Raw genomic sequence first — 20,717 nt, 5'->3', positions numbered from 1 at the left:
GAAATATTCGGGAAGAGGGTATAAGAATCCTGTCAACAAATACCGTAGGGCATACGGAAATTCAAGCTTGTGGAGAGGATGTAAGACTAATTAGTGCTTGCATTAAAAAGCATTCTTCTATGAAACAAGAATCCCCCGTCAAGCTACGCTGTGACGGGGGAGTGTCAAGTTTTCATCTCGTACCAATGGGGTAGAGAGGAACGCTGATCTGTTAGATAATCTATAACAAGAAACGCAATCCTGTTGTAGCGTAAAAACATCATGATCACAGTCTTGACTCGTCGATCGCGTGTCTTGATAAAGGGTACTTCCGACTGGAAACCACCCTAATTTTAGACGATGATCATTGAGTGGCAACAGAGGCGTGAGGAACAATAATGCAAAATGCTGTGGCAAAACACTATCTGTGGGCTGTAGGTGAAGAGCTCGAAGCGTTGCCTTCGGAAACGCTGATCGCAGATCGCTACCTCCTCAAAAGCAGCAAAATTGTGGTTGATACTCGACCCGAATTGCTGCCGGAAATTCCCAGCGAGATTTCCGATCAAATTGCTCCCTATCTCAAATTATTTTCCTATCGGTTGCACATTCCGCAGGTCTATGGAATTGTCTATCCAACAAAAGGGGTCAAAAATAAATCCATCCTTCTGTTAGAAAAAGGGCCAATTGCGCCGCATGGGGAAACCTTAATGCCAACCTTAACCGCCCTATGGCCCGATGCAAGTGCCATGCGCCAACTCAATTGGCTCTGGCAGATGGCTCAACTTTGGCAACCCTTGAGCCGTCAAGCGGTGGCTTCAAGTTTGCTGGATGCAGATTTGCTACGGGTACAAGGCCCGTTTGTCCGACTCTTACAATTAAGTTTAGATCTACATAATCTTTCTCTAACGCAGTTGGGCTATTTTTGGCAACAGTGGGTTCCAAGTGCACATCCTCGGATTCAAAAATTTCTCCAACAACTCACCCATCAGATCGTGAACGGAGAGTTACGCACTTCAACGCAACTGATCCAGCAATTGGATCAAGCCCTCTCGATTTGTGGACGAGCTTATCATCGAGAAATTGAAATTGTCACGGGAACGGATTCCGGGCCGACTCGTTCCCATAATGAAGATGCTTGCTATCCCCAAGGAAAAGCACCGATTCGAGTGGCCCTCACAGAACCTGCCTTGGCTTTGGTTTGTGATGGTATCGGCGGACAATATGGCGGAGAAGTGGCATCTTCTATGGCCATTGATGTTTTACGTCAGCAGGTGGAACAAATGCCCCTGCATCAAGCTAATTGGGATCCCTTATCATTAGTTCCAAAATTAAAACGAGCCACTTGCATTGCCAATGACGTGATTTGTCAACGCAATGATCATGAAAACCGCCAAGGTCGAGAACGCATGGGAACAACCTTGGTGATGGCTTTAGCTCATGTTCATGAAATTTATTTAACTCATTTAGGAGATAGTCGCGCCTATTGGATTGGTTCGAGTGGCTGTCATCAAGTGACGGTGGATGATGATGTCGCCTCTCGACAGGTACGTTTAGGCTGTGCTCTGTATCGCGATGCTCTGCAACAAGGAGCTTCTGGAGCACTGATTCAAGCGTTAGGCATTACATCTTCAGTAACGCTACATCCTACAGTACAACGTTTTCCCATCGATGAAGATTGTGTCTTTTTATTATGTTCTGATGGCTTAAGTGATCGCGATCGGGTTGAACAATATTGGGAAACGGAAATTTTACCTGTCCTGCATCGAGAAGCAGATTTAGCAACCATTCGCGATCGCTTAATTGAAATTGCGAATACTCAAAATGGTCATGATAACGTCACGGTTGCCTTGTTATTCATTGAAATTTTTCCCAAGGATGATAGTGACTCTCTCAAGGAAGTGTCTGTACCTCCTGTGATTCCCTTCAATGATGGATCGGGGGATGATTCTACAGAAACCAGCAATGCAGATGATTCATCCATGGAAACGGAAATTGCTCGTCGCGCTCGTCCGACATCAGCACCAGTGTTTAGGGTTGGGTTGCTGTTGTTGGGAATTGCAATTTTACTCGGTATTTTAGCAGCGTTGCTCTATGGCTTGGGTTTATTCAATTCCAATCACCCGGAAGCACAAGCACCCACCCCTGCTACCCCTAGCCCGACTGTGAGTCCTGCTGTGACTCCAACACAGCTTCCTTCACCTTCCCCGATCAATAGCTTGAAATTACAATCTTTTATTCAATTGGGAACGTCGGCTTCTAATTCTACGCCGATTATTCTCCTCAAGGAATTTGGGAAATCAACAGTCCAAGGAATGGTACCACCGGGTACAGTATTCCAAGTTCAGCAAAAACAGTCTACCCCTGAACTGGGAACCTGGATAGAAGCCAAAATTTGTTCGCTTCCAACTCTGGCGGAGGAACAACCTCTGAATCAAAGTCCCTCTGAGGTTGATTCTGGGGGTTTACCCTCTAATTCTTCAAACTTTGCTCCAACAACCCCCCTACCCCTAAAAGTCGGAGATGTCGGTTGGTTACAGCAAGAAGAGGTTAATCGCTCTTTGATTCCTGACTTTACCCCAAATGTGACACAAAAAGCACAGTGTAAAGCAAAGCCCCTTAATGATAACTGATAACTGATTATGTCAAGTGAACCCAAATTTATATTAGATTTAGTAACGGCTTTAGGGTCAGCAACCGTTGGGGGATTTGTCGCCAATCGTTTGCGTCAACCTGTTTTACTCGGCTATTTATTAAGCGGTTTAATTATTGGCCCCTTTGGTTTTAAATTAATTAAAGATGTCGATCAAATCCAATCTTTAGCCGAAGTGGGTGTGGCTTTTTTGCTATTCGCTCTAGGGGTAGAATTTTCAATTACCGAACTCAAACGAGTCAAAGATATTGCAATTAAAGGAAGTTTATTACAAATCGGGATAACGACGGGTTTAATTGCTTTAATTTCCCTAATATTAGGATGGTCAAGAACACCCATAGAAGGAATATTTATTGGGTTTTTATTATCTTTATCCTCTACGGCGGTTGTTCTGAAAACTTTAACTGAACGAGGAGAAACTAATACCACTCACGGTCAAGTTATGTTAGGGATTTTAATTGCTCAAGACTTGGCATTAGGCTTAATGTTAGCGATTCTACCCGCATTAAGTGAACCCGGATCGGGATTAGGAATGGCACTCTTACAAGCAGGATTAAAAGGAGTTATTTTTATTGCCTTTGCTATCGGTGCAGGGGTTTGGTTAGTGCCTCCATTAATGAAAACTATTGCGGCTACAGAAAGTTCTGAGTTGTTTTTATTAGGGGTGATTGCTTTATGTTTGGGGGTTGCCTTACTCACCGATGCTTTAGGCTTATCCATTGAAATGGGAGCCTTTATTGCTGGGTTAATGATTGCAGAAATTGACTATTCTGATCAAGCATTAGCTAAAGTTTTACCCTTACGAGATACCTTTGCCAGCTTATTTTTTGTCTCCATTGGAATGCTGATTGAACCTTTAGTAATTTTCAATAATTTAGGGGTGATTTTAGGTTTAGTTTTAATGGTAATGTTAGGAAAAGCCTTAGTTGTTGCTCCTGTTGTTTTGGGTTTTGGCTATTCTTTTAAAACGGCTGTTATTGCCAGTTTAGGATTAAATCAAATCGGAGAATTTTCATTTGTTTTAGCTCAAGAAGGCTTTGATTTAGGAATCTTAGGTGAGAACAAATATTTTTTAGTAATTGGCACTACTGCCATTACATTAGTTTTAACTCCTGTATTATTAAAAATGGCGCCTCGGTTCGCTGATCAAATTGTTACCTTACCCCGAATTGGTGATTATTTAAAGAAATTTAGAGATGTTAAAGCGATCGCCCTTCCCGAAACTTTACAAAATCATGTCGTCGTTGCTGGCTATGGACGGGTCGGACAAGTATTAGTTAATATGCTGAGAAATCAAGGACAAACCGTATTAGTCATTGAAAATAGTGAGGCTGCTATTCAACGATTAAGACAGCAAAAAATCTCCTATATTTTCGGCGATGCTGATTCAGATTTAGTCTTAGAAAAAGTTCATTTAGAACGAGCTTTAGCATTAGCGATCACCCTTCCAGATCCAGCCAGTACCCGAATGTTATTACAACGAGCATTATCCCTCGCTCCAGGTTTAAAAATTGTGGTGCGCGCCCATGAAAATATGGAAGTCGAAGTTTTAAATCAATTAGGCGCGTGGGAAGTGGTACAACCCGAATTTGAAGCGGCGTTAGAAATTGGGGCAAATGTATTAGGAATATTAGGGAAAGATACTGATATTATTCAATCAGTGATTCGGTCAATTCGTGCTGGACGATATCGTAGCGTTATTCCTGAAAAAATCACGAATTTAGAATTAAGAGCATTACAAGAAGCAACCGAAAATTTAAGCACCCATTGGATCGGAATTCACCCGGATTCTCCCTTAGTCGGATTAACCTTAGCTAAGGCTAATATTCGTCACCTCACCGGGGTAACAATTATGGAAATTGAACGGGAAAACCAAAAGTTAAATTACCCCACGCCCAATACTCAATTTCAAGCGAATGATCGAGTTTTAGCCGTTGGTTCAAAAGATGAAATTGATCTGTTTAAAACCTTAATGGATCAAGAATCTTGGTTAACCCAAGAAGGGATTCGTTGGGTTCCTTTAGATGAAACCTCCCCTTTAATAGATTTATCTTTAACTCCTGAAGAATTAGCCGATAATTTCACAGGAATTATTGCCATTAGACGACAAGGAAATCTTTATAAATGGGTGAATAAATCTTTCAAGTTAAAAGCCGGAGATGTGTTATTATTAAAAACTTCCTTAGAAGAGGTAGAAAAATTAATGCAAGAACGCCCTATCAGTAAGGTTTAAGAGGTTCTACAAAGCCACCTGAATCCAAGGCAGAAGCCCTGGAACCAGAGTTAGGCGGCTTTTCCTGGGTAGATGGTGCGTTCCCCTTTAGGAATCGAAATCCAACCTAATTCTTGTAAACGATTCGTTAAATTAGAAATACTCACCCCCAACTCATCTTTAATTTTATAGAGGTGTCGCCATTGTGTTAAATCTCGTCCTTGACGTTTTTCTTCTAACACATGGCGAGGCATTAATAAACAACTGGCAAAATATTGAGCTTGCCATTCAATGGAAGCCTTATGAGATTCTTCAGTCGCTCCTCGACAAACAAAAGGTTCATCGAATCGATTGTCTGAAGATTTTAACGCCCCTGACTCCAATTGATCATGATTAATATGAAGTACCCAATGACCGATTTCATGGGCAATGGTAGACTCAATAAATCCCTTGGGTTTTTCTTGAATTTCCTCGTTAATTTCGATGAGTCGTTCCGTTGGCAAAATTCGAGCCGCGATCGCCCCCTGTTCATCGGGGGGAATGCAATCCCAAACCACTCCTAAATCGAGGAAATCTGCCACCAAAGAAGCCTCAAACGGCCACTCTGGGGAAAAATTAGGGGTGGTTTGCATCTGCCGCAAGATCTCCAACGCCCGACGCTCAATCGACTCTCGACGATAAAAGCGATACGGCTTTAGGACACTCACTTATTCAACCTCCCGCACAGCCTCAAAAATTTGCTGGGCAAAGTTGGGGTTTTCCTGCATTCGGCGGAATAAGGCCGTCATACTTTTGGGATTAGCTTTGATAAATTTCTCATAATGCTGAGGAATTCTTCCGGCTAAAAAGATTAATTCCTCCTCATCTAAACCCAGATTCCGCGCCAACCCTCTGATCACATCTTCTTTCGGTGGGTAGTCCGCCCGATCATTCTCCAACTTCGATAAATAGGTGAAATCTACTTCCAGTAATGCCGCTAACTGGCGCTGTGAGTAGGCTTTCTCCTTGCGAGCTTGACGAATTAGCTTTCCAAAGGTTTGTTCCACAGTCACTTCCTCCTGACTCCCATCTTATGCTGGTTTGAAGAAAATTTCAACCCGCTACAACCAGTCTACTCCTTACACGCTCCCAAGGAGGTAGAGATTGGACAATCTGGAGAAAAAATTTTGAACTCGGACTTGACGATTGAGTCAACACTGGTTAAGATCGGGTTAGTTGAATAAAAGTTCAATACTCAAGCGACCTAGAGTCCGTTTGTAGTAAAACGCTGATGATTCAACGTTGATGGGGTGAACCCACCACCCGATCAATTTGGGATTGAGGTTTGGGTCAAAACCCAAAATCGATACAGGAGGAAAACTGCCATGCTCAGAACTTGGACAGATACTCACTACAAATTAGAAGACGAGGATTGGCTTTATATTGCCACCCATGAAGAACAAGGTTCAGCATCGTTAGTATGTCCGGGTTATGCACGGGATGGGGAGGGATTTAGCATTCATTTTACCACTGCCCATACCCATTTGTTAGAGCATTTATTAGCAGCTTTACGCATTCTTAAAGCTCAACAAGAAGCCTTGTATCATTATCCTGAACCTGAAAAACAATCCCATTTGATTCGATAGAAAATTGCTGAATTAATACATCTGGATAGAAACCGGGTTCCTTAAAAATGAATCCGATCAATATTTGAAAAACAAGCCCGGTTTCTTCTATCAAAACTTGAGAAAATACAGGAAAATAAAATGACAAAAACATTAGAACGATCAACCTTTACTGTTTTTGGTGCAAAACCCAAAGAAGCATTATTAGTTCCAGAAATTCCAATTGCCGTTCGTAATAATTGTCAAGCGGGACAATGGACAATTGGGGATACAGATTATGGTTCTAAATGTTCTATGACCATCCTCAAATTTAGCAAATTTTTTGGCAGTTTAGGACAAACTCAACACACTTTATGGGGTCAAATTTGGTTCATTGCGGAATCAGGAGAACTACCGAAAGGAGTGGTGATGGTAACTTATGTAAAATCACGGGGATTAAGTGATTTTAATCGTTTAGTGGCTTCAGTTCAAGCGCAAGGAGTTGAACCAGCAACGGGAATTTTTGTTCCTGAATTCACCAAACATTCGGGTCAAAAACCTGATGAAAATGGAGTAGTTAAACCCATTAATTATTATAGTTTAAAATGGTCTTGGCAAGAACGCACGGATTGGTCTGTTATTGAACAAGCGGCGGCAGTTTTATCTGATCCGAGTAATTTATCGCGGATGATTGACTTGGAAGGAACCCGAAAAATGGTGTGTTTAGATAATTTACCGCCTCATGAAATTGCTTGTTTAATGGCGGCTTATGCAAAAGGAGAAGAGCATTCGGAATTAATGTTAAATTCAGGACAAGATGTTGCATTACCTCCAGCTTTAACCCAAGTTTCTGGGTAAGTATTTTAGAAGGATTTCCCCAATATTAGATCAGGCGGGCTATCTGAATCAAGGTTATTTTCCCGCCCTGATCTCACCTATTTTGATAGAAAGTGACTGATGTTTTAAGGTTCACGGTTCACGGCTGTTAGTTTTTCGTTTTAAGGAAAAAAACATGAAATTACACCCTTCCGATAAGATTGAGTATCAATTACTAAAAACCCGTGAATTCACAAATCAAGTCCGTCAAGACACGATGCAGGATTTAGAAAATATTGGGGAAGATTTTAAGCATTTATCTCTAGTTATTCAATCTGTTCAACAAAATTATCAAGCTTTATTAGACCATAATCAACAACTGCAAAGTTTATTGCTGAATTTGGTTAAAGAATGTTATTGTTGGGAAGGAAATCGTTGTCAAAATTGTCAAAAAATTTTGCAAGCGATCGCTAAAAAGGCTCTCCCGAATGCAGGGTGTAAAAAGTATTTTATGATACAAATTTTTGCCATCCTTAAGGCTGGAAAGCTTGACAAGAGTGGATTATAAGCGTGCGTTATCACCCTAAGTACAGGAGAGCCATTTTTTATTGCCATTTTCAACCTAATTTTGGTAATCTAGTCTTAAAAACAGTTTGTAAATATTAGTAAGGATACTGAGTTTTATGAAATCTGAACAAGTCATTACCTTTTTTTCTGAAATTATTACTCATAAGCCTGAAATGTTCCAAGGAGAGGTTTTAAAAGATTTAACCCGATTAGAAACCCTTCTGAATGATTCTGAAAAAGAACCAGAACCTGAGCGGATTGAATCTGTTACAGAAGCAATTATTGAGTTTTGTGATGTTAATCCTGATATTTATTCTTACTTAACAGAAATGGCATCAGAACCCAAACTCAATACTCCTGAAACTTTAGGAGAAAATCAAGTTCAAGTGTTAACGGAATCCGTTAAAAAAGTTTTAGATTTACATTTTCTAAACCGTCCCAATCTCTAAATTTAGATTTTTTCTTGGATCTGCTCTCCGGTTAAATCAATTCTTTCCATTCTAAAATAATAGGAGGAGGAAGAGTTAAAATCCGGGTTTCATCCACTAATGGTAAATTTAACTGAACTTGTTCTGTTGACGACAATTTGGGTAGAATCTCCTGAAGATTATATTCACCCACATTAGGAGCAGGGGCCTTTTCAGCAAATTGATCTATGGCTTGAAAAAGTCGTCCTTGACGAGTGATGATTTCTAACCCTTTAGGATGAAGAAATACAGCCTGATTCGGAAATCCCACTAAGCGTAAATTGATGGTATTAATCTGATCATTCTGTACTCGTTTAAACAAAACAACTTGCCAAGCTCTCCCGGTTTCATCCCGTAAGGTATGACGAGATTGATATAACAATTGTCCGGGGGCTTCTTGTTGTTTTAGAATCGCTGCATTTGCAGATTCTAGGGTCAAGAATGGGCTTTTTAAGATGAGGAAAAATAAAGTGATCCCAATAACCAGAGTTCGAGTTAACAATCTCAACATAATTTTAATAGATGAGTTTTTAATCCTTGATAATTTAGGAATTTTTTCACAATAATCTGGTGGTTTCCTATCTTCTATTCCCTCAGATAAAAAATAACGCGAGATCACTTTATCCCGCGTTATGTTGGTTTGAGCTAATGACGAACCGTCAAACAATTAGACAGTGGCTGCAACTTTTTGATTAACACCGACTAAGCGTTCATAAGTTGCCCGCATTTTCAAGCCAACTAACACCTGAAATAATCCGCTACCATTATTGGAACCCGGATAATCTTGGTGTTCGCGGAGGAGATGGGTCATTTCCCCATAATATTTTGTAGATAGGTTGCTTAAGTGTCCTTCCACGTAGATCATTTCATCCAAGTTATCGAATTGACCATCGACTTCGAGGATAGACACTTCATTTCCGTAGTAGGCATCCGGCCCATAGAACATTTTCAGACCCGGATAAGAACAGGTGAGTTTACGTCCGCAAGGTGTCCAGTGAATGGTTGAGCCTTGATCAAACAAATAGGCCGGTTCGAGTCCTTCCACACCCTCTTTCTGTACCAAACGCACCCGCAAGATTTTGTGTTCTTTATCTTCAGCGATCAGGTTGGTGGGCAGAATTTGAATCACCACATCAGCATATTGTTTTTGAGGGTCAATATAGGCCTCAAAGTCAGGACGACGAGCATTAATGGACGCGAGAACATCTTCATAACGATGGCCGCGTTCTGCCATATCCCGTTGAATTTTCCACGAAATTTTAACTTCGTCGCTGATATCAAGATAGACACTAAAATCAAGTAACGAGCGCACCCGTTCGTCATATAACGGATGTAACCCTTCAATCACGATAATATGATTCGGATTGATCCGTTCAGGCGGATCAATCTCGCCAGTTTCGTGGTTATAAATGGGTTTATCAATAGAAACACCATTTTTAAGAGCTTTGACTTGCTCATACATTAAATCAAAATTATTAGCTCTAGGATCTAGAGCCGTAATTCCGGTTTCTTTACGTTGCTTTCGATCTAAAAGGTGATAGTCATCTAAACAGATAACCGTTACAAAATCTTTTCCAAAGATATCTGTAATTCGACGTAAAAAGGTTGATTTACCGCACCCAGAATCTCCAGCAACGCCAATTAGAACCACGCGATCCGGCTTATTTCCCATCTTCCTCTAACCTAAAAGAAACTGTTGACAATTTAATCATTGAATTTTGAGTATTAAAACCATCACCAACGCCAGGATCGTTGAGTCCTTACCTCACCTTTAGGTGAAATAAACCTCAACTTAGGGTAGTGAACAGAGTCCCGACTGACAGAAGGCCTTGCACTTAGGCAAGCTAAGTATTTAATACTAACTTTTGTTCCTGATTTTACCAGAAGGGGATCATCCCTACAAGGCTTAATCTGAATATAGTTGCAAATTATGGGTATTCGGTAAAGAGATCCAGAAAAAAGTTTTGTAGTCGGGTCGGGAAACAGAAGAATTTGGGAGTTTTTAGAAGCTAAACTTACTTTATTTCCTGTACAATCAATAATCAACGGATAACATCGATAGGTAATAGGGTAGGGCATATCCGAATTGACGCTTGGGGAGAATCCCACCTCTGGTTCAAGCACTGCAAGGTACTTTGATTAAATGGTTTCATTGAACCAAGAATCCCCACGCCTTCAGGCTGGGCAGTGTCAACCCAATCTACCGTCAGTCATGCGATCGCGACCTTGGAAACAGAATTAGGAGTTGTCCTGATCAAACTTAGATGATACTCCAGAAATGGAAAATCCAGTCCGTACCGGACAAGCGGATATTGGGTTTACCCACTAGCCCTGAATTTGAAGTCTGGGAAATCTTGCGAGGGGTTTATGCGTTTTTAGAAGCCTTAAGGCACGTGGGACGCTTCAGCAAACAAGCTGTTTAATACTGACTGGGAGCATCAACCCTTTTAATAGTTTAACCATTGAGCAACAGTAGAAGGCATGGGTAATAGAATTAACAATAATAAAAACAAGGTTAAAAAACCGATGATATCCCGTATATTATCTAACTCACTGACATCATTTAAAGCTGGTTCGTCTTGTACAGAAAATAAGAATAAAAACACCGCTAAGGGTATAAATTCAGTCCGCATTAAACTTAAAATTAAGATTAAAAATCGAGTCACTTGACCAATGGTTAAACTGGTTTTTTGACCAAACATGGCATGAACTAAATGTCCTCCATCTAATTGTCCCACTGGAACTAAATTAATCGCGGTGACAATTAATCCTAAATATCCAGCGATCGCCATTGGATGTAAATGGATAGCTTGTTCAGAAGTTAAAGCATCACCTAAAGTTAATTTACTCAAGACTGTTAATAAAAAAGAAAAACTAGGATTCACCGATTCAAAATTTAAAAATCCCGAAGTTTTCGGATCAAAGGGAACAACGGCTGATTGATTTAAGCCGAAAATTAATAATGGGATACTGATGATAAATCCCACCCAAGGCCCAGCAATACTCACATCAAATAATGCTTTACGATTCGGAAAAGGCGATCGCATTTGCATAAAAGCCCCCAAGGTTCCTAACCAAAACGGAATCGGCAAAAAATAAGGTAAAGTGACTTTCATTTTATAGCGAATAGCCGTTAAATAGTGAGCTAATTCATGACATCCTAAAACCATTATTAACCCTAAACTATAGGGCAATCCTTCTAATAATAAGCGAGGTTGATTCTGCCAACTTGTGAGGGGAATATTTTCTAATTCTGCACCCGCTACCGTTGTTGTAAATAACGTAATCAATAATAAAGCTAACGCTAAAACAGGACGGGTTAAGGAATCGGTTTTTAAAAAATTTTCCGACTGCGCTTGATCAGGATTGGGAACCAAGGCAAAAAAAGGTTGATCTTTTAAATCCTGTTGAAATACAATAATAAAACGATTCTTAAATTTAGCTTGAATATTATCTCGAATCGTTCGATAAGCAATATCAGGATTTGACCGTAATTGACCTCGACAAATCACCGCTTGTAATCGATATTCAACGTGATGTAGGGGAAAAACCGTCCAAGGAAAACAACTCCGCAGGGTTTCTTCTTCTTGTTGATCTAAAGGACGAGGTAAACTCAGGGGTTCTTGAGGGAGAGGTGCTTCCGTTGGGTTTGGGGTATTCGATGCAGGTGGCGATGTGGGTGAAGGGAAACGACCCCACTGCACTAAAAACCAATATAAACAGGGACAAGCAATAAACGGAATAATGATTAATGCCGCAGGAATCGGTTTTTGATCATAAACAAAAATCCACATTCCCCAAATGAAAGCCGGAGTCATCATCACCAACCACAGCAACCAAATGGGAGTTTGCGTAATTTGAGCTACACCTCGCTGGAGTAGCCAGTAGGTCATTAACCCTAAAACCAGTAACCAAAATAACATAACCATTGTAGTTTTAATTGAATCAACAAATTCGCTTAAAATCAAAAATTGAATCTTAAAAATTGATCATAACGATATGTCACAGGAGCGTTCTGTCCCTAAACTTCCCCGGCTTGTGCTGGATAATATTTATGCCTTTCCACCTAACCGGGACACATTGGGAGGAACTGCCTATTTTATTGTAGAGAATCAGATGAACATCTTGATCGATGCTCCCCCCTGGAATCAAACTGATCAAGAATTTTTAGAACAACAGGGAGGAGTTGAATGGTTGTTCATTACTCATCGCGACGCTATTGGTTCAGCACAAGAAATTCAAAAGAAATTCGGGTGTAAGATTCTCATCCAAGAACAAGAAGCTTATTTATTACCTGAGTCAACGGTAACAACCTTTGAGACACAGTTCACCTTAAGTTCCCAAAGTTCAGTGTTTTGGACACCCGGACATTCTCCTGGTTCATCCTGTCTTTATTTTAATCGTCACGGAGGGGTTTTATTCACTGGGCGTCATCTCTTACCCAATCTTCAAGGTCAACCCATTCCCCTACGCACCGCTAAAACCTTTCATTGGCCACGACAAATCCAAAGTATTCGCTTAATATTAGAACGCTTTAATTCTGATAGCTTACACTCAATTTGTCCGGGTGCAAATACAGGCGCATTACGAGGAGAACGCTTGATGAATCAGGCTTATGAAAAATTAGCCCTGCTAGATTTAGAAGCCTATTTGTTAAGTCAAGCTATTTTGTAGGGAAGCAGGGGGAGCAGGGGAAGAAGAGGAGCGAGGGAAGAAATTTCTGCTGCCTATTGCCTATTGCCTATTGCCCATGCGTAATTCGTAATTCGTAATTCCCTATTCCCTATCCCTTAAAATTCAATCATTTGTTCTAAAGCTTTCTGTAAATCCAAAGTTAAATTTGCAACGGCTTGACGGCGATTGCTTTGGTAATCTTCCCATTGTTGGGTGACAGAAATCGGTTCACCCACTATTAATTGAGCTCGCTTTTTCCCTAAATTTGGAGATTGAATCGAGCGTTTTCCGGTTAATTGATTAACCGTTTTCCAAACAATTAAAGTCGTTTCTGCAAACCGATCAAACGTTGGATTTTCTCGAATATAACGACCTGTTACCGCCACAAAACTTTCTACTAATCTCATATTCCACATTCGCAGACTTGCTTCGATCGCAACCCGATCCCCTAATCCTAACTCTACGGCTGACCAGTTGTCATTTCCTTTAAGATTATAGCGATAAATACAATCCCATCCCGCCTGTTCTAAACGACGACAACGACTACTTAAATCTCCCATCGGTTTAAGGTTAAAATACTCTTCAGAAACCGTTAAAGCCATTTCTAATAATCGTTGTAAACGTTCAGGAAAATCCAGAGTTTCATCATTAGGAATTTTTCGATAATAAAATTGACGATAAAAATTTTCCATCGTATCTAAGAGATAGTTTCCTAACCGCATTAAACGCCCATAGAGAGACTCAGTTGTTAAATCTTCGGTAATTTTTGGAAGGTTACAATCTCTTTCTAATGCAGAAATTAATTGCTCTAACCTTTCCCAATGATCTTGAATATAAAAATATTGAATTCCAATGGGAACTAAATAAACCTCTTCAGTTCGTTCGGCTTTTTTTAAATCTTCAACACACCAAAATCCTAATTGAGCAATTCCAGGTTCTAAAGGACTCATACTTTGATTATGTCCATTAGTTGCTCCTTCCGGTGCCGCCGCTAGGGGAAATTGACCATTAACAAATAAATCCCTCGCAGAACGTAATCCTAATCGATCCATTTTTCCTCTTAAAATCGGTGTTCCTCCTAATTTTGGAAATAACCAAGACACCGATTCTCCCGCCCATAAAGGAATGCCTCGATCATACATAAAATGAGCATGAATTGGAGCAGATAAAGCAATTCTTTGTTGTTTTGCCATTTCAGGAACCCATCGCCATAACAATTGACTCATACAAAATGGGTCATCAGTATTAGGATGACGAAAGGCTAATAAAAATCGAATTTTTCCCTGTTGAAACTGTTGATATAAATCAACCAATCGTTCTACTTGTTCTCCTTTAATTTCAACGATTGGTGTTTTCCATCGAATCCAAAACGGAACCCCCCATTGACAAGCTTTTAACACCCAAGGATTAAAATTAGGGGGGATAAAATCTAGCGTGGGTTGTAGATTGGTAATCAGATTAACCATAAATTTTATTTCCAAAAAATAAATAAGTATTAAAGCTTATTGCATCTCCCCAATCGTCAGTAACAGGATAAAACAATCAAAACTTAATCATCCCATAATTTTTATATGCCAGCGTTGGTGATCCTTAACTATTCAGCATAACATTTAGACTTAGAATTTTTAATCTTTCCCAGTTTTTTTGACTCCAGGTGTTGTCTTTAGGACTTCTCAATCGAAATTAGGGAAAACATATTATCATAAAACTCTTGAATCGTTCTGTCAATCTCTAAAATTTACCCAGAATTCGTTACAATGACAACCGAACTTTACGCCTAAAAACGGTTTCCTTTAAAGGGACAAATCATTCTATTCTTTATTAAAAGGCAGGTAGACAAGATGAACGCCACTGACTTAACTCAAGCATTCCATAATGGTTATTGTTTTCACACTACTTTGGATCAAGATACTGCTCAAGTCACCTATTCTGTCCACCCCATCGGTGAATTAGTATTTACCTCTGGAAAAGTCGCCGTTTGTGATCCGTTAGTCCCCGTAACCCCCCATCTGTGTTTAACCCATCCCCTACCTGTGGGTCGTTATCCGGTTAGACTGAGTATTGCCACCTTTCATGAGCGACAAGAACAAAGAGTCGCCTATGCGATGTTAGTCATTCGGGATCAACCTGCGGTGAGATGGGAATTAGCTCTATCTTCCCAAGGCGATCAAGAATGGGGTTATTCTGTCGATTCAGGAACTGGATGTTTTATAGATGGGGACGCACTAAAACAGTTATCTTCCCTGTCAGAAAGCGAGTTTGAAGATTATTATTATCGCTTGGATCAAGCGTTAGATCAAACCTATCTTGATACTTGGGATTGGGCTAATTTTTGTTTAGATGAATCAACCGGATTGAATATTATTGCTTTTCATTCCGGTTGGGGTGACGGTTGCTATCCTTCCTATTGGGGTTATGATCAAGAAGAAAATATCGTTTGTTTAGTCACTGATTTTAAACTGTTTGAGTCGTGAGTGGATCGATCACTTCAAGTAAGGTTTTAATACTGGCATTGTGATCAAAAAAAGAAAACAAATGTTTATATTTCAGGATACCGTTTTGATCTACAACAAATTGACCTGGTAAGGGTGCACCCAACGCTTGCCCCACTTGATACAATCGAAAAATGCCACAGCTAGGATCACTCAGCAATGGCATTTTTAACCCTAGATCTTTAACAACAATTTTGCTTTGGCGTTCATCGGTACTGGTAATCATTAAAACTTCAACTCCCCGTTTAACAAATTCTTCATACTGCTCGTTCAGTGCCTTAATATGGGGATAACAAAAGGGACAATATTGTTTTTCTGTAAAAATTCGGGTAAAGGCTAAAATCACTGGGCGATCGCCTCGAAATTGAGATAACCGAATCAAGTGACCGTTGGTAATATCAGGTAATTGAAAATCTGGAGTTTTGAGCCCTAACCGTAAATCACTGGTGGCTGGGATCGGAAAAAAGTTATCCCAAAATCGGCGATTAATTAAACCACTAAAATCGTTAGAAGTCAGCATAATAGTTTCTAGTGCGCAACTTCTCTTAGTTTAAAACAATCTCTAAAATAGAGTAAACCCGCCTTTAGCCAATGGTAAAGACGGGTTTAAAAAGCTTTGTCGATCAAGAAGTCATCTTAGACCGCAGCAAAGAATTCTTTGGATTTGACGGGATCGGGGATCATGGTTTTTTCACCCGGTTTCCAACCCGCAGGGCAAACCTCATCGGGGTGAGCTTGAACATATTGAAGTGCTTGCAGTGTCCGCAGCGTTTCATCAACGTTACGACCAAAAGCCAGGTTATTGATCGTGGCGTGTTGAATTACCCCTTCTTTGTCAATGATGAACAAACCACGCAGAGCAATTCCAGCATCGGGATCAAGAACGTTGTAAGCGGTGCTGATTTCTTTTTTCAGGTCAGCCACTAAAGGATAGTTCAGATCGCCGACTCCACCGGATTTGCGATCGGTTTGAATCCAAGCTAAGTGAGAAAAAGCGCTATCTACAGAAACGCCCAGAATTTGAGTGTTGAGTTTGGTAAATTCTTCGGCGCGATCGCTGAAAGCGGTGATTTCAGTGGGACAAACAAAGGTAAAGTCTAAGGGGTAGAAAAACAGAACCACATATTTACCCCGATAGTCAGACAGCGAGATATCTTTGAATTCTTGGTCAACAACAGCCGTTGCTTTAAAATCGGGGGCGACTTGGCCAACACGCAGGCACTCAGCCATGAATAATACTCCTTAAACTGACGATGGTAAGGTTGGTTTCAAAACAATCAGGATTATTTTAACCCGGATTATTTGATTGTTTTACAATTTATTACAATCATATCATACTCGAAATGACTACAGTTAGACAAGATGTCACAAAAAAGTCGCATCGGGGTCTTAGGCGAAAACCCGATGAGGCGAGTTAATCGTTGACCTTGGCAAAAAAGTAACCCGTCTGGCACAATCAACCTATCACCCAACTTCCCACATGGCCAAAAAGCAAAAATTCCCTTATCTATTAGGATCAAAATGGACAGCCCATCAAAAAACCTGGGGTTGGCGACATTTTCAAGTGGTGAACCGGAAAAATCAAGGAAAATGGGTCTTTGCTGAACTGGTCGCCTCCTGTGACCCGACGGTGAGATTTTGGTTAAATGCTCAACAACTCAAAGATCGTTCTCTTTGGCAACCCGGATGGCAATCGACCCAGGAACTCCAAGACATTGAAGACTATGAATGATTCCCACCTTCAAGCTTGTCTAAACCTTTTGCAACAAGCCACCCAAGAGTTAAAAGATTTATTAGAAAACCCGGTTTCTGAACCTCAAAACCGAGAAAAAATTGATCAGATTCAAACTCAGATCCATCAAGCTTTAATCCGTTTAAATGCAAGGGTTAAACCTGTAGATTTAAGTCATATTCCTTCAGAGATTTTACAACAAGTTCAAAGCTTAGGACTGCCTTTAGAAAGTCTTGAGATTCAGTTAGCGTTATCTCGCCATCATCTCAGTCAAATTCTAGGAATTTTAACTGAAATTCAGAATAAATCTGAACAAATTAGAAATAGACGAGATTATTTTTTAGATCGTCTTCCTCAAATGCCGATTGAAAAATTAGGCCCCAGGGTTCCCATTGTCACAGAAGCAGATTTTTTACCGGATTATGACCCTTTACCGAAAGAAAAACGGGAGGAATTGAAAGCAAAATATAAGATTGATCAATTAATTCAAAAACGAAAACACTCTCGGTCTTCTCTATTTGCTCAAATTAAACAAGCTCAATCTTTGGTTTCTTTACCAACTCAACCTTTAGAAAGTTCTTCGGAATTTGAAGAAGATTTACCCTTTTAATAACCGATCAAGATTACAATAATAGTAGATGTTTTCAAGGAGCAAAAAATGTCTCAACCCGACCCTCAACATTCTTCCCCGTCTCATCCTTCTCCAGACTCAGGAAAACCGTTAGAAATTGTTAGTATTAATAGCGATGAATCTCAAGGAGATCACCAAAGTCAGGAAGGTTTATCTTCCGAGCAACTCAATCAAGTTGCTGATAAAATTAATACTGATTTTCAACAAAATAAAGATCCGAATTGGCAAATTGAAAATAATTGGGATGAAACTAAGGTTAAAGTGAATTTAGATTAAAATGCTTAGAAAATGCGATCGCCATCAGAAACCGGGTTTCTTAATAGATCTCCATTAATGCAAGCAGTCTTAATCAGAAACCCGATTTCTTGAGAAACCGGGTTTCTTAATAGATATTTATGAATGCAAGTAGGTTTAATTAGAAACCCGGTTTCTTGAATTAAACTAAACTTCCTTCAGCAACTTTAACCACATTTCCCCCGACTTCAACTTGAATTAAATCTCCTATTTTTTGAGATTTTAATAACAGTAAAGAAGGACGATCAATTTCATATCCTTGCTCAACCTGAATATTAACGTGATCGGAACCAAAATAAGCATAATGGGAAAGATATCCGGCTAAACACCCATTAGCACTTCCCGTTGCTGGATCTTCAGGAACTCCTAAAGCTGGTGCAAACATTCTAGCACAAAGATGATGCTCCGGGTGATAAGTTTCGGGACAAAACATAAAAATTTCTTTCGTCGTTGTGGTTTGAATAAACTCTGAATAGTGTTCAAAATTAACCTGAGCTTGTTTTAATGCAGATTGCGTTTTTAACGGAACAATAATAAAAGGAATACCCGTAGAAACTGCTTGAATAGGATAACGTTCATCAAAATCCGATCCTTGCAAATTTAATACAGATGCTAATACTTCCCGATCATAAATTTGAGTCAATTCAGGAGGATTTTGTCGCATCCATAGAATTTGTTTTCCGGTTTCTGAGGTTTTCCACGTCACCGGAATTTGACCCACAGCTAAATTTAAAATCACTTGTTCAACGGAGGTTTTAATGATATCCTGTTGAATAATATAAGCCGTTCCTAACGTGGGATGACCTGCAAAGGGTAATTCTCGTTTAGGGGTAAAAATTCGCACCGGATAACCGCCATTTTCAGGTTCAGAAGCAGTAATAAAGGTTGTTTCTGAATAGTTCATTTCTTGGGCAATTTTGAGCATTTCTTCATCGGATAACGACTCAACTCCGTCACCCCAAATCACGGCTAATTGATTTCCGGTATATTTGATTTCCGCAAAAACATCAACAATGGAGAATTTTATAGAATCTATCATTTTTGTTACAAAGTTTAATCTTAATTTTTTTTACTGTTAACGGGGATGGGCGAGAAAACCTCGCCCCTACAGTTGATCACTGATTATCTTTCATTCCAGGTTTTTTCAGCATCTGCGATCGCTTGATCAACAGTTTTTTGATTCAACATCGCAGCTTGTAGATTATCATAAATAATTTTTTGCAACTGTTTAATATCTTTTTGAGGGGGAATTAAAACTTGGGCATTTTTCAGTTCTTGTGCACTGACTAAACGAGCTTGATCCGCCGTTGTTGGATTAGCGGGAAGAGTGGTAAAATAACTATCTTTAAGAGCATCCTGAATTGATGGTAAAACATTAGCCGCTTTAGCAAAAGCGAGTTGATTGGTACTATTAGTAACAAATAAAGCAAATTTGACAGCAGCTTCAGGAACATCGGTTGATTTCGGAATGACTAAATTCATCACCGCAACGGTGGTTTTTTTCGTATCTCCAGTAATTTGAGGCGCGGGAACAGAAACCTTAGCAACCGTTGGCGCATTTTGAGCAATTGCTTTTAAAAATTGTGGCCCCGATGTTAAGATAGCAATGTCTCCAGATTGATATAATTCAATAGCACGGCGATGTCCTTGAGTTAAAACTTCTTTCGGAAGTAGGTCTTTTTGATATAAATCAACCCAATATTGAAAAGCCGCTTTCCCTTGAGGAGTATTAAACGCTGCTTTCCCTTTATTATCGATTAATTCTGCTCCCATTTGAACGATAGATTGTAACACTTGAGCCGAATCTTCTGGAACAAAAGACACAAAAACCGCATATTTCCCTGTTTTTTCTTTGACTTTTTGGGCGACTTGTGCTAATTCTGAATAGGTTTTTGGCGGTTGAGAAATTCCCGCTTGTTGCAAGAGTTGTTGATTATAAATTGTAATTTGAGTTGTTAAATACCAAGGAATTCCAAAGGTTACGGTTTGACATTGATTATTCGGACAAACTTCTATTTTATTCGCTTGCCAAATATTCGGTAAATATTGAGATTGAACGCTTTCAGGAACGGTATCATTGAGATTTAACCAAGCATTTCGTCCCGCTAATAACGCGGCAAAATCAGGATTTAAGTTAATCACATCGGCGGCAGTTTTAGCCGCAACCGCAGCTAATACTTTACTTTCCATCGCAGACCAAGGAACATCTACCCATTTCACTTTTAACCCTGGATTTTCGGTTTCAAAATTGGCAATGAGTTGATTAAAATAATCGGTAAATTGGGGTTGCAGTTGCATTGTCCAAAATTCAATTTCTGGCTGACGGTTTTGAGAGGTTGGGGAAGAGGTGGAGCAACTGACACCCCAACTCAAAAATAAACCTAAAACGAATAACAAACCCAACCGTTTCCAAAATTTTAATTGTTTCATTTGATTTAAAAATTAACGAATCGAGGTGAATTTTATTCCCTCAATTAGTTTGACACTCTCAGGTCTGAAGACGCTGAGATTCTAACTTCGACCTAGAGACGTGCTGCGACCAGGGTTTCCCCAAGAAGAGTAGAGGTTTCTAGTCCATTAGCGTTACTTTGGGGATGCCCTCCCCTAGCTTGTTTTGCAA

22 protein-coding genes are annotated in these 20,717 nt (G+C 39.8%); 12 read left to right on the top strand and 10 right to left on the bottom strand.

From position 1 onward, the window contains the following. Positions 1–377 precede the first annotated feature (377 nt). On the top strand, positions 378–2,609 hold the full coding sequence (locus tag ACKPEB_RS15470) for a PP2C family protein-serine/threonine phosphatase (RefSeq protein ID WP_408965827.1): 2,232 nt from the start codon (positions 378–380) through the stop codon (positions 2,607–2,609). A gap of 9 nt (positions 2,610–2,618) precedes the next feature. Beyond that, positions 2,619–4,862 carry a cation:proton antiporter gene (locus tag ACKPEB_RS15465; RefSeq protein WP_408965826.1) on the top strand — a complete coding sequence of 748 codons (2,244 nt, stop codon included), beginning with the start codon at positions 2,619–2,621 and terminating at the stop codon, positions 4,860–4,862. A 50-nt stretch (positions 4,863–4,912) separates the two neighbouring features. On the opposite strand, the gene ACKPEB_RS15460 is transcribed toward ACKPEB_RS15465, so the two are convergent. Further along, positions 4,913–5,548 carry an ImmA/IrrE family metallo-endopeptidase gene (locus ACKPEB_RS15460; RefSeq protein WP_408965825.1) on the bottom strand — a complete coding sequence of 212 codons (636 nt, stop codon included), beginning with the start codon at positions 5,546–5,548 and terminating at the stop codon, positions 4,913–4,915. After that, the gene (locus tag ACKPEB_RS15455) at positions 5,549–5,887 is read right to left on the bottom strand and encodes a helix-turn-helix domain-containing protein (RefSeq protein WP_408965824.1); all 339 of its coding nucleotides are present in this window, start codon (positions 5,885–5,887) and stop codon (positions 5,549–5,551) included. Positions 5,888–6,205: 318 nt separating this feature from the next. On the opposite strand from ACKPEB_RS15455, the gene ACKPEB_RS15450 reads away from it, so the two are divergent. From ACKPEB_RS15450 to ACKPEB_RS15435, 4 genes are all read left to right on the top strand, one after another. Further along, positions 6,206–6,466, top strand: a complete 261-nt coding sequence (locus ACKPEB_RS15450) for a hypothetical protein (protein WP_408965823.1) — start codon at positions 6,206–6,208, stop codon at positions 6,464–6,466. Positions 6,467–6,586: 120 nt separating this feature from the next. Further along, positions 6,587–7,282 carry a hypothetical protein gene (locus ACKPEB_RS15445; RefSeq protein WP_408965822.1) on the top strand — a complete coding sequence of 232 codons (696 nt, stop codon included), beginning with the start codon at positions 6,587–6,589 and terminating at the stop codon, positions 7,280–7,282. Positions 7,283–7,436: 154 nt separating this feature from the next. Next, positions 7,437–7,808 (top strand): hypothetical protein, encoded by a 372-nt coding sequence (locus tag ACKPEB_RS15440; protein ID WP_408965821.1) that lies wholly within the window; start codon positions 7,437–7,439, stop codon positions 7,806–7,808. 115 nt (positions 7,809–7,923) lie between these two features. Continuing rightward, entirely contained in the window at positions 7,924–8,256 is a 333-nt protein-coding gene (locus tag ACKPEB_RS15435) for a hypothetical protein (RefSeq protein ID WP_408965820.1), read from the top strand. Positions 8,257–8,287: 31 nt separating this feature from the next. On the opposite strand, the gene ACKPEB_RS15430 is transcribed toward ACKPEB_RS15435, so the two are convergent. Further along, a complete protein-coding gene (locus ACKPEB_RS15430; RefSeq protein WP_408965819.1) occupies positions 8,288–8,785 on the bottom strand; it encodes a DUF3122 domain-containing protein in 498 nt (165 codons plus the stop codon). A 156-nt stretch (positions 8,786–8,941) separates the two neighbouring features. After that, a complete protein-coding gene (locus ACKPEB_RS15425; protein WP_408965818.1) occupies positions 8,942–9,946 on the bottom strand; it encodes a phosphoribulokinase in 1,005 nt (334 codons plus the stop codon). Positions 9,947–10,538: 592 nt separating this feature from the next. Between ACKPEB_RS15425 and ACKPEB_RS15420 the strand changes: the two genes are divergently transcribed. Then, complete coding sequence (locus ACKPEB_RS15420; RefSeq protein ID WP_408965817.1) at positions 10,539–10,697, top strand: hypothetical protein; 159 nt, start codon at positions 10,539–10,541, stop codon at positions 10,695–10,697. 24 nt (positions 10,698–10,721) lie between these two features. On the opposite strand, the gene ACKPEB_RS15415 is transcribed toward ACKPEB_RS15420, so the two are convergent. Then, complete coding sequence (locus tag ACKPEB_RS15415) at positions 10,722–12,203, bottom strand: site-2 protease family protein (RefSeq protein WP_408965816.1); 1,482 nt, start codon at positions 12,201–12,203, stop codon at positions 10,722–10,724. Between the two features lie 70 nt (positions 12,204–12,273). Here ACKPEB_RS15415 and ACKPEB_RS15410 point away from each other — a divergent pair, with 70 nt between their 5' ends. Then, the gene (locus tag ACKPEB_RS15410) at positions 12,274–12,948 is read left to right on the top strand and encodes an MBL fold metallo-hydrolase (protein WP_408965815.1); all 675 of its coding nucleotides are present in this window, start codon (positions 12,274–12,276) and stop codon (positions 12,946–12,948) included. A 116-nt stretch (positions 12,949–13,064) separates the two neighbouring features. On the opposite strand, the gene ACKPEB_RS15405 is transcribed toward ACKPEB_RS15410, so the two are convergent. After that, positions 13,065–14,414, bottom strand: coding sequence for a 1-acyl-sn-glycerol-3-phosphate acyltransferase (locus ACKPEB_RS15405; RefSeq protein ID WP_408965814.1), 1,350 nt, complete (start codon positions 14,412–14,414; stop codon positions 13,065–13,067). A 375-nt stretch (positions 14,415–14,789) separates the two neighbouring features. Here ACKPEB_RS15405 and ACKPEB_RS15400 point away from each other — a divergent pair, with 375 nt between their 5' ends. Beyond that, positions 14,790–15,422 (top strand): DUF4241 domain-containing protein, encoded by a 633-nt coding sequence (locus ACKPEB_RS15400; protein ID WP_408965813.1) that lies wholly within the window; start codon positions 14,790–14,792, stop codon positions 15,420–15,422. Here ACKPEB_RS15400 and ACKPEB_RS15395 read toward each other — a convergent pair. After that, positions 15,403–15,960 carry a peroxiredoxin family protein gene (locus ACKPEB_RS15395; protein WP_408965812.1) on the bottom strand — a complete coding sequence of 186 codons (558 nt, stop codon included), beginning with the start codon at positions 15,958–15,960 and terminating at the stop codon, positions 15,403–15,405. The genes ACKPEB_RS15400 and ACKPEB_RS15395 overlap by 20 nt on opposite strands. 116 nt (positions 15,961–16,076) lie before the next feature. Then, complete coding sequence (locus tag ACKPEB_RS15390) at positions 16,077–16,670, bottom strand: peroxiredoxin (RefSeq protein ID WP_408965811.1); 594 nt, start codon at positions 16,668–16,670, stop codon at positions 16,077–16,079. Positions 16,671–16,920: 250 nt separating this feature from the next. Between ACKPEB_RS15390 and ACKPEB_RS15385 the strand changes: the two genes are divergently transcribed. The 3 genes from ACKPEB_RS15385 to ACKPEB_RS15375 are packed head-to-tail and all read left to right on the top strand — an operon-like array spanning position 16,921 to position 18,079. Beyond that, positions 16,921–17,172, top strand: a complete 252-nt coding sequence (locus ACKPEB_RS15385) for a TIGR02450 family Trp-rich protein (protein ID WP_408965810.1) — start codon at positions 16,921–16,923, stop codon at positions 17,170–17,172. After that, complete coding sequence (locus tag ACKPEB_RS15380) at positions 17,165–17,782, top strand: hypothetical protein (protein ID WP_408965809.1); 618 nt, start codon at positions 17,165–17,167, stop codon at positions 17,780–17,782. Before ACKPEB_RS15385 ends, ACKPEB_RS15380 begins: the two co-directional genes overlap by 8 nt. A gap of 48 nt (positions 17,783–17,830) precedes the next feature. Continuing rightward, positions 17,831–18,079, top strand: coding sequence for a hypothetical protein (locus ACKPEB_RS15375; protein WP_408965808.1), 249 nt, complete (start codon positions 17,831–17,833; stop codon positions 18,077–18,079). A 160-nt stretch (positions 18,080–18,239) separates the two neighbouring features. Here the strand turns inward: ACKPEB_RS15375 and ACKPEB_RS15370 are convergent, their stop codons facing one another. Both ACKPEB_RS15370 and ACKPEB_RS15365 read right to left on the bottom strand, forming a co-directional pair. Further along, positions 18,240–19,124, bottom strand: a complete 885-nt coding sequence (locus ACKPEB_RS15370) for a PhzF family phenazine biosynthesis protein (RefSeq protein WP_408965828.1) — start codon at positions 19,122–19,124, stop codon at positions 18,240–18,242. 95 nt (positions 19,125–19,219) lie between these two features. Further along, the gene (locus tag ACKPEB_RS15365; RefSeq protein WP_408965807.1) at positions 19,220–20,527 is read right to left on the bottom strand and encodes an ABC transporter substrate-binding protein; all 1,308 of its coding nucleotides are present in this window, start codon (positions 20,525–20,527) and stop codon (positions 19,220–19,222) included. Positions 20,528–20,717: the final 190 nt, after the last annotated feature.

Source organism: Planktothrix sp., assembly GCF_046067725.1.
Lineage (GTDB): Bacteria > Cyanobacteriota > Cyanobacteriia > Cyanobacteriales > Microcoleaceae > Planktothrix.
The sequence above is the reverse complement of the archived record's forward strand: the minus strand, read 5'-3'. Positions and strand labels throughout refer to the sequence as shown.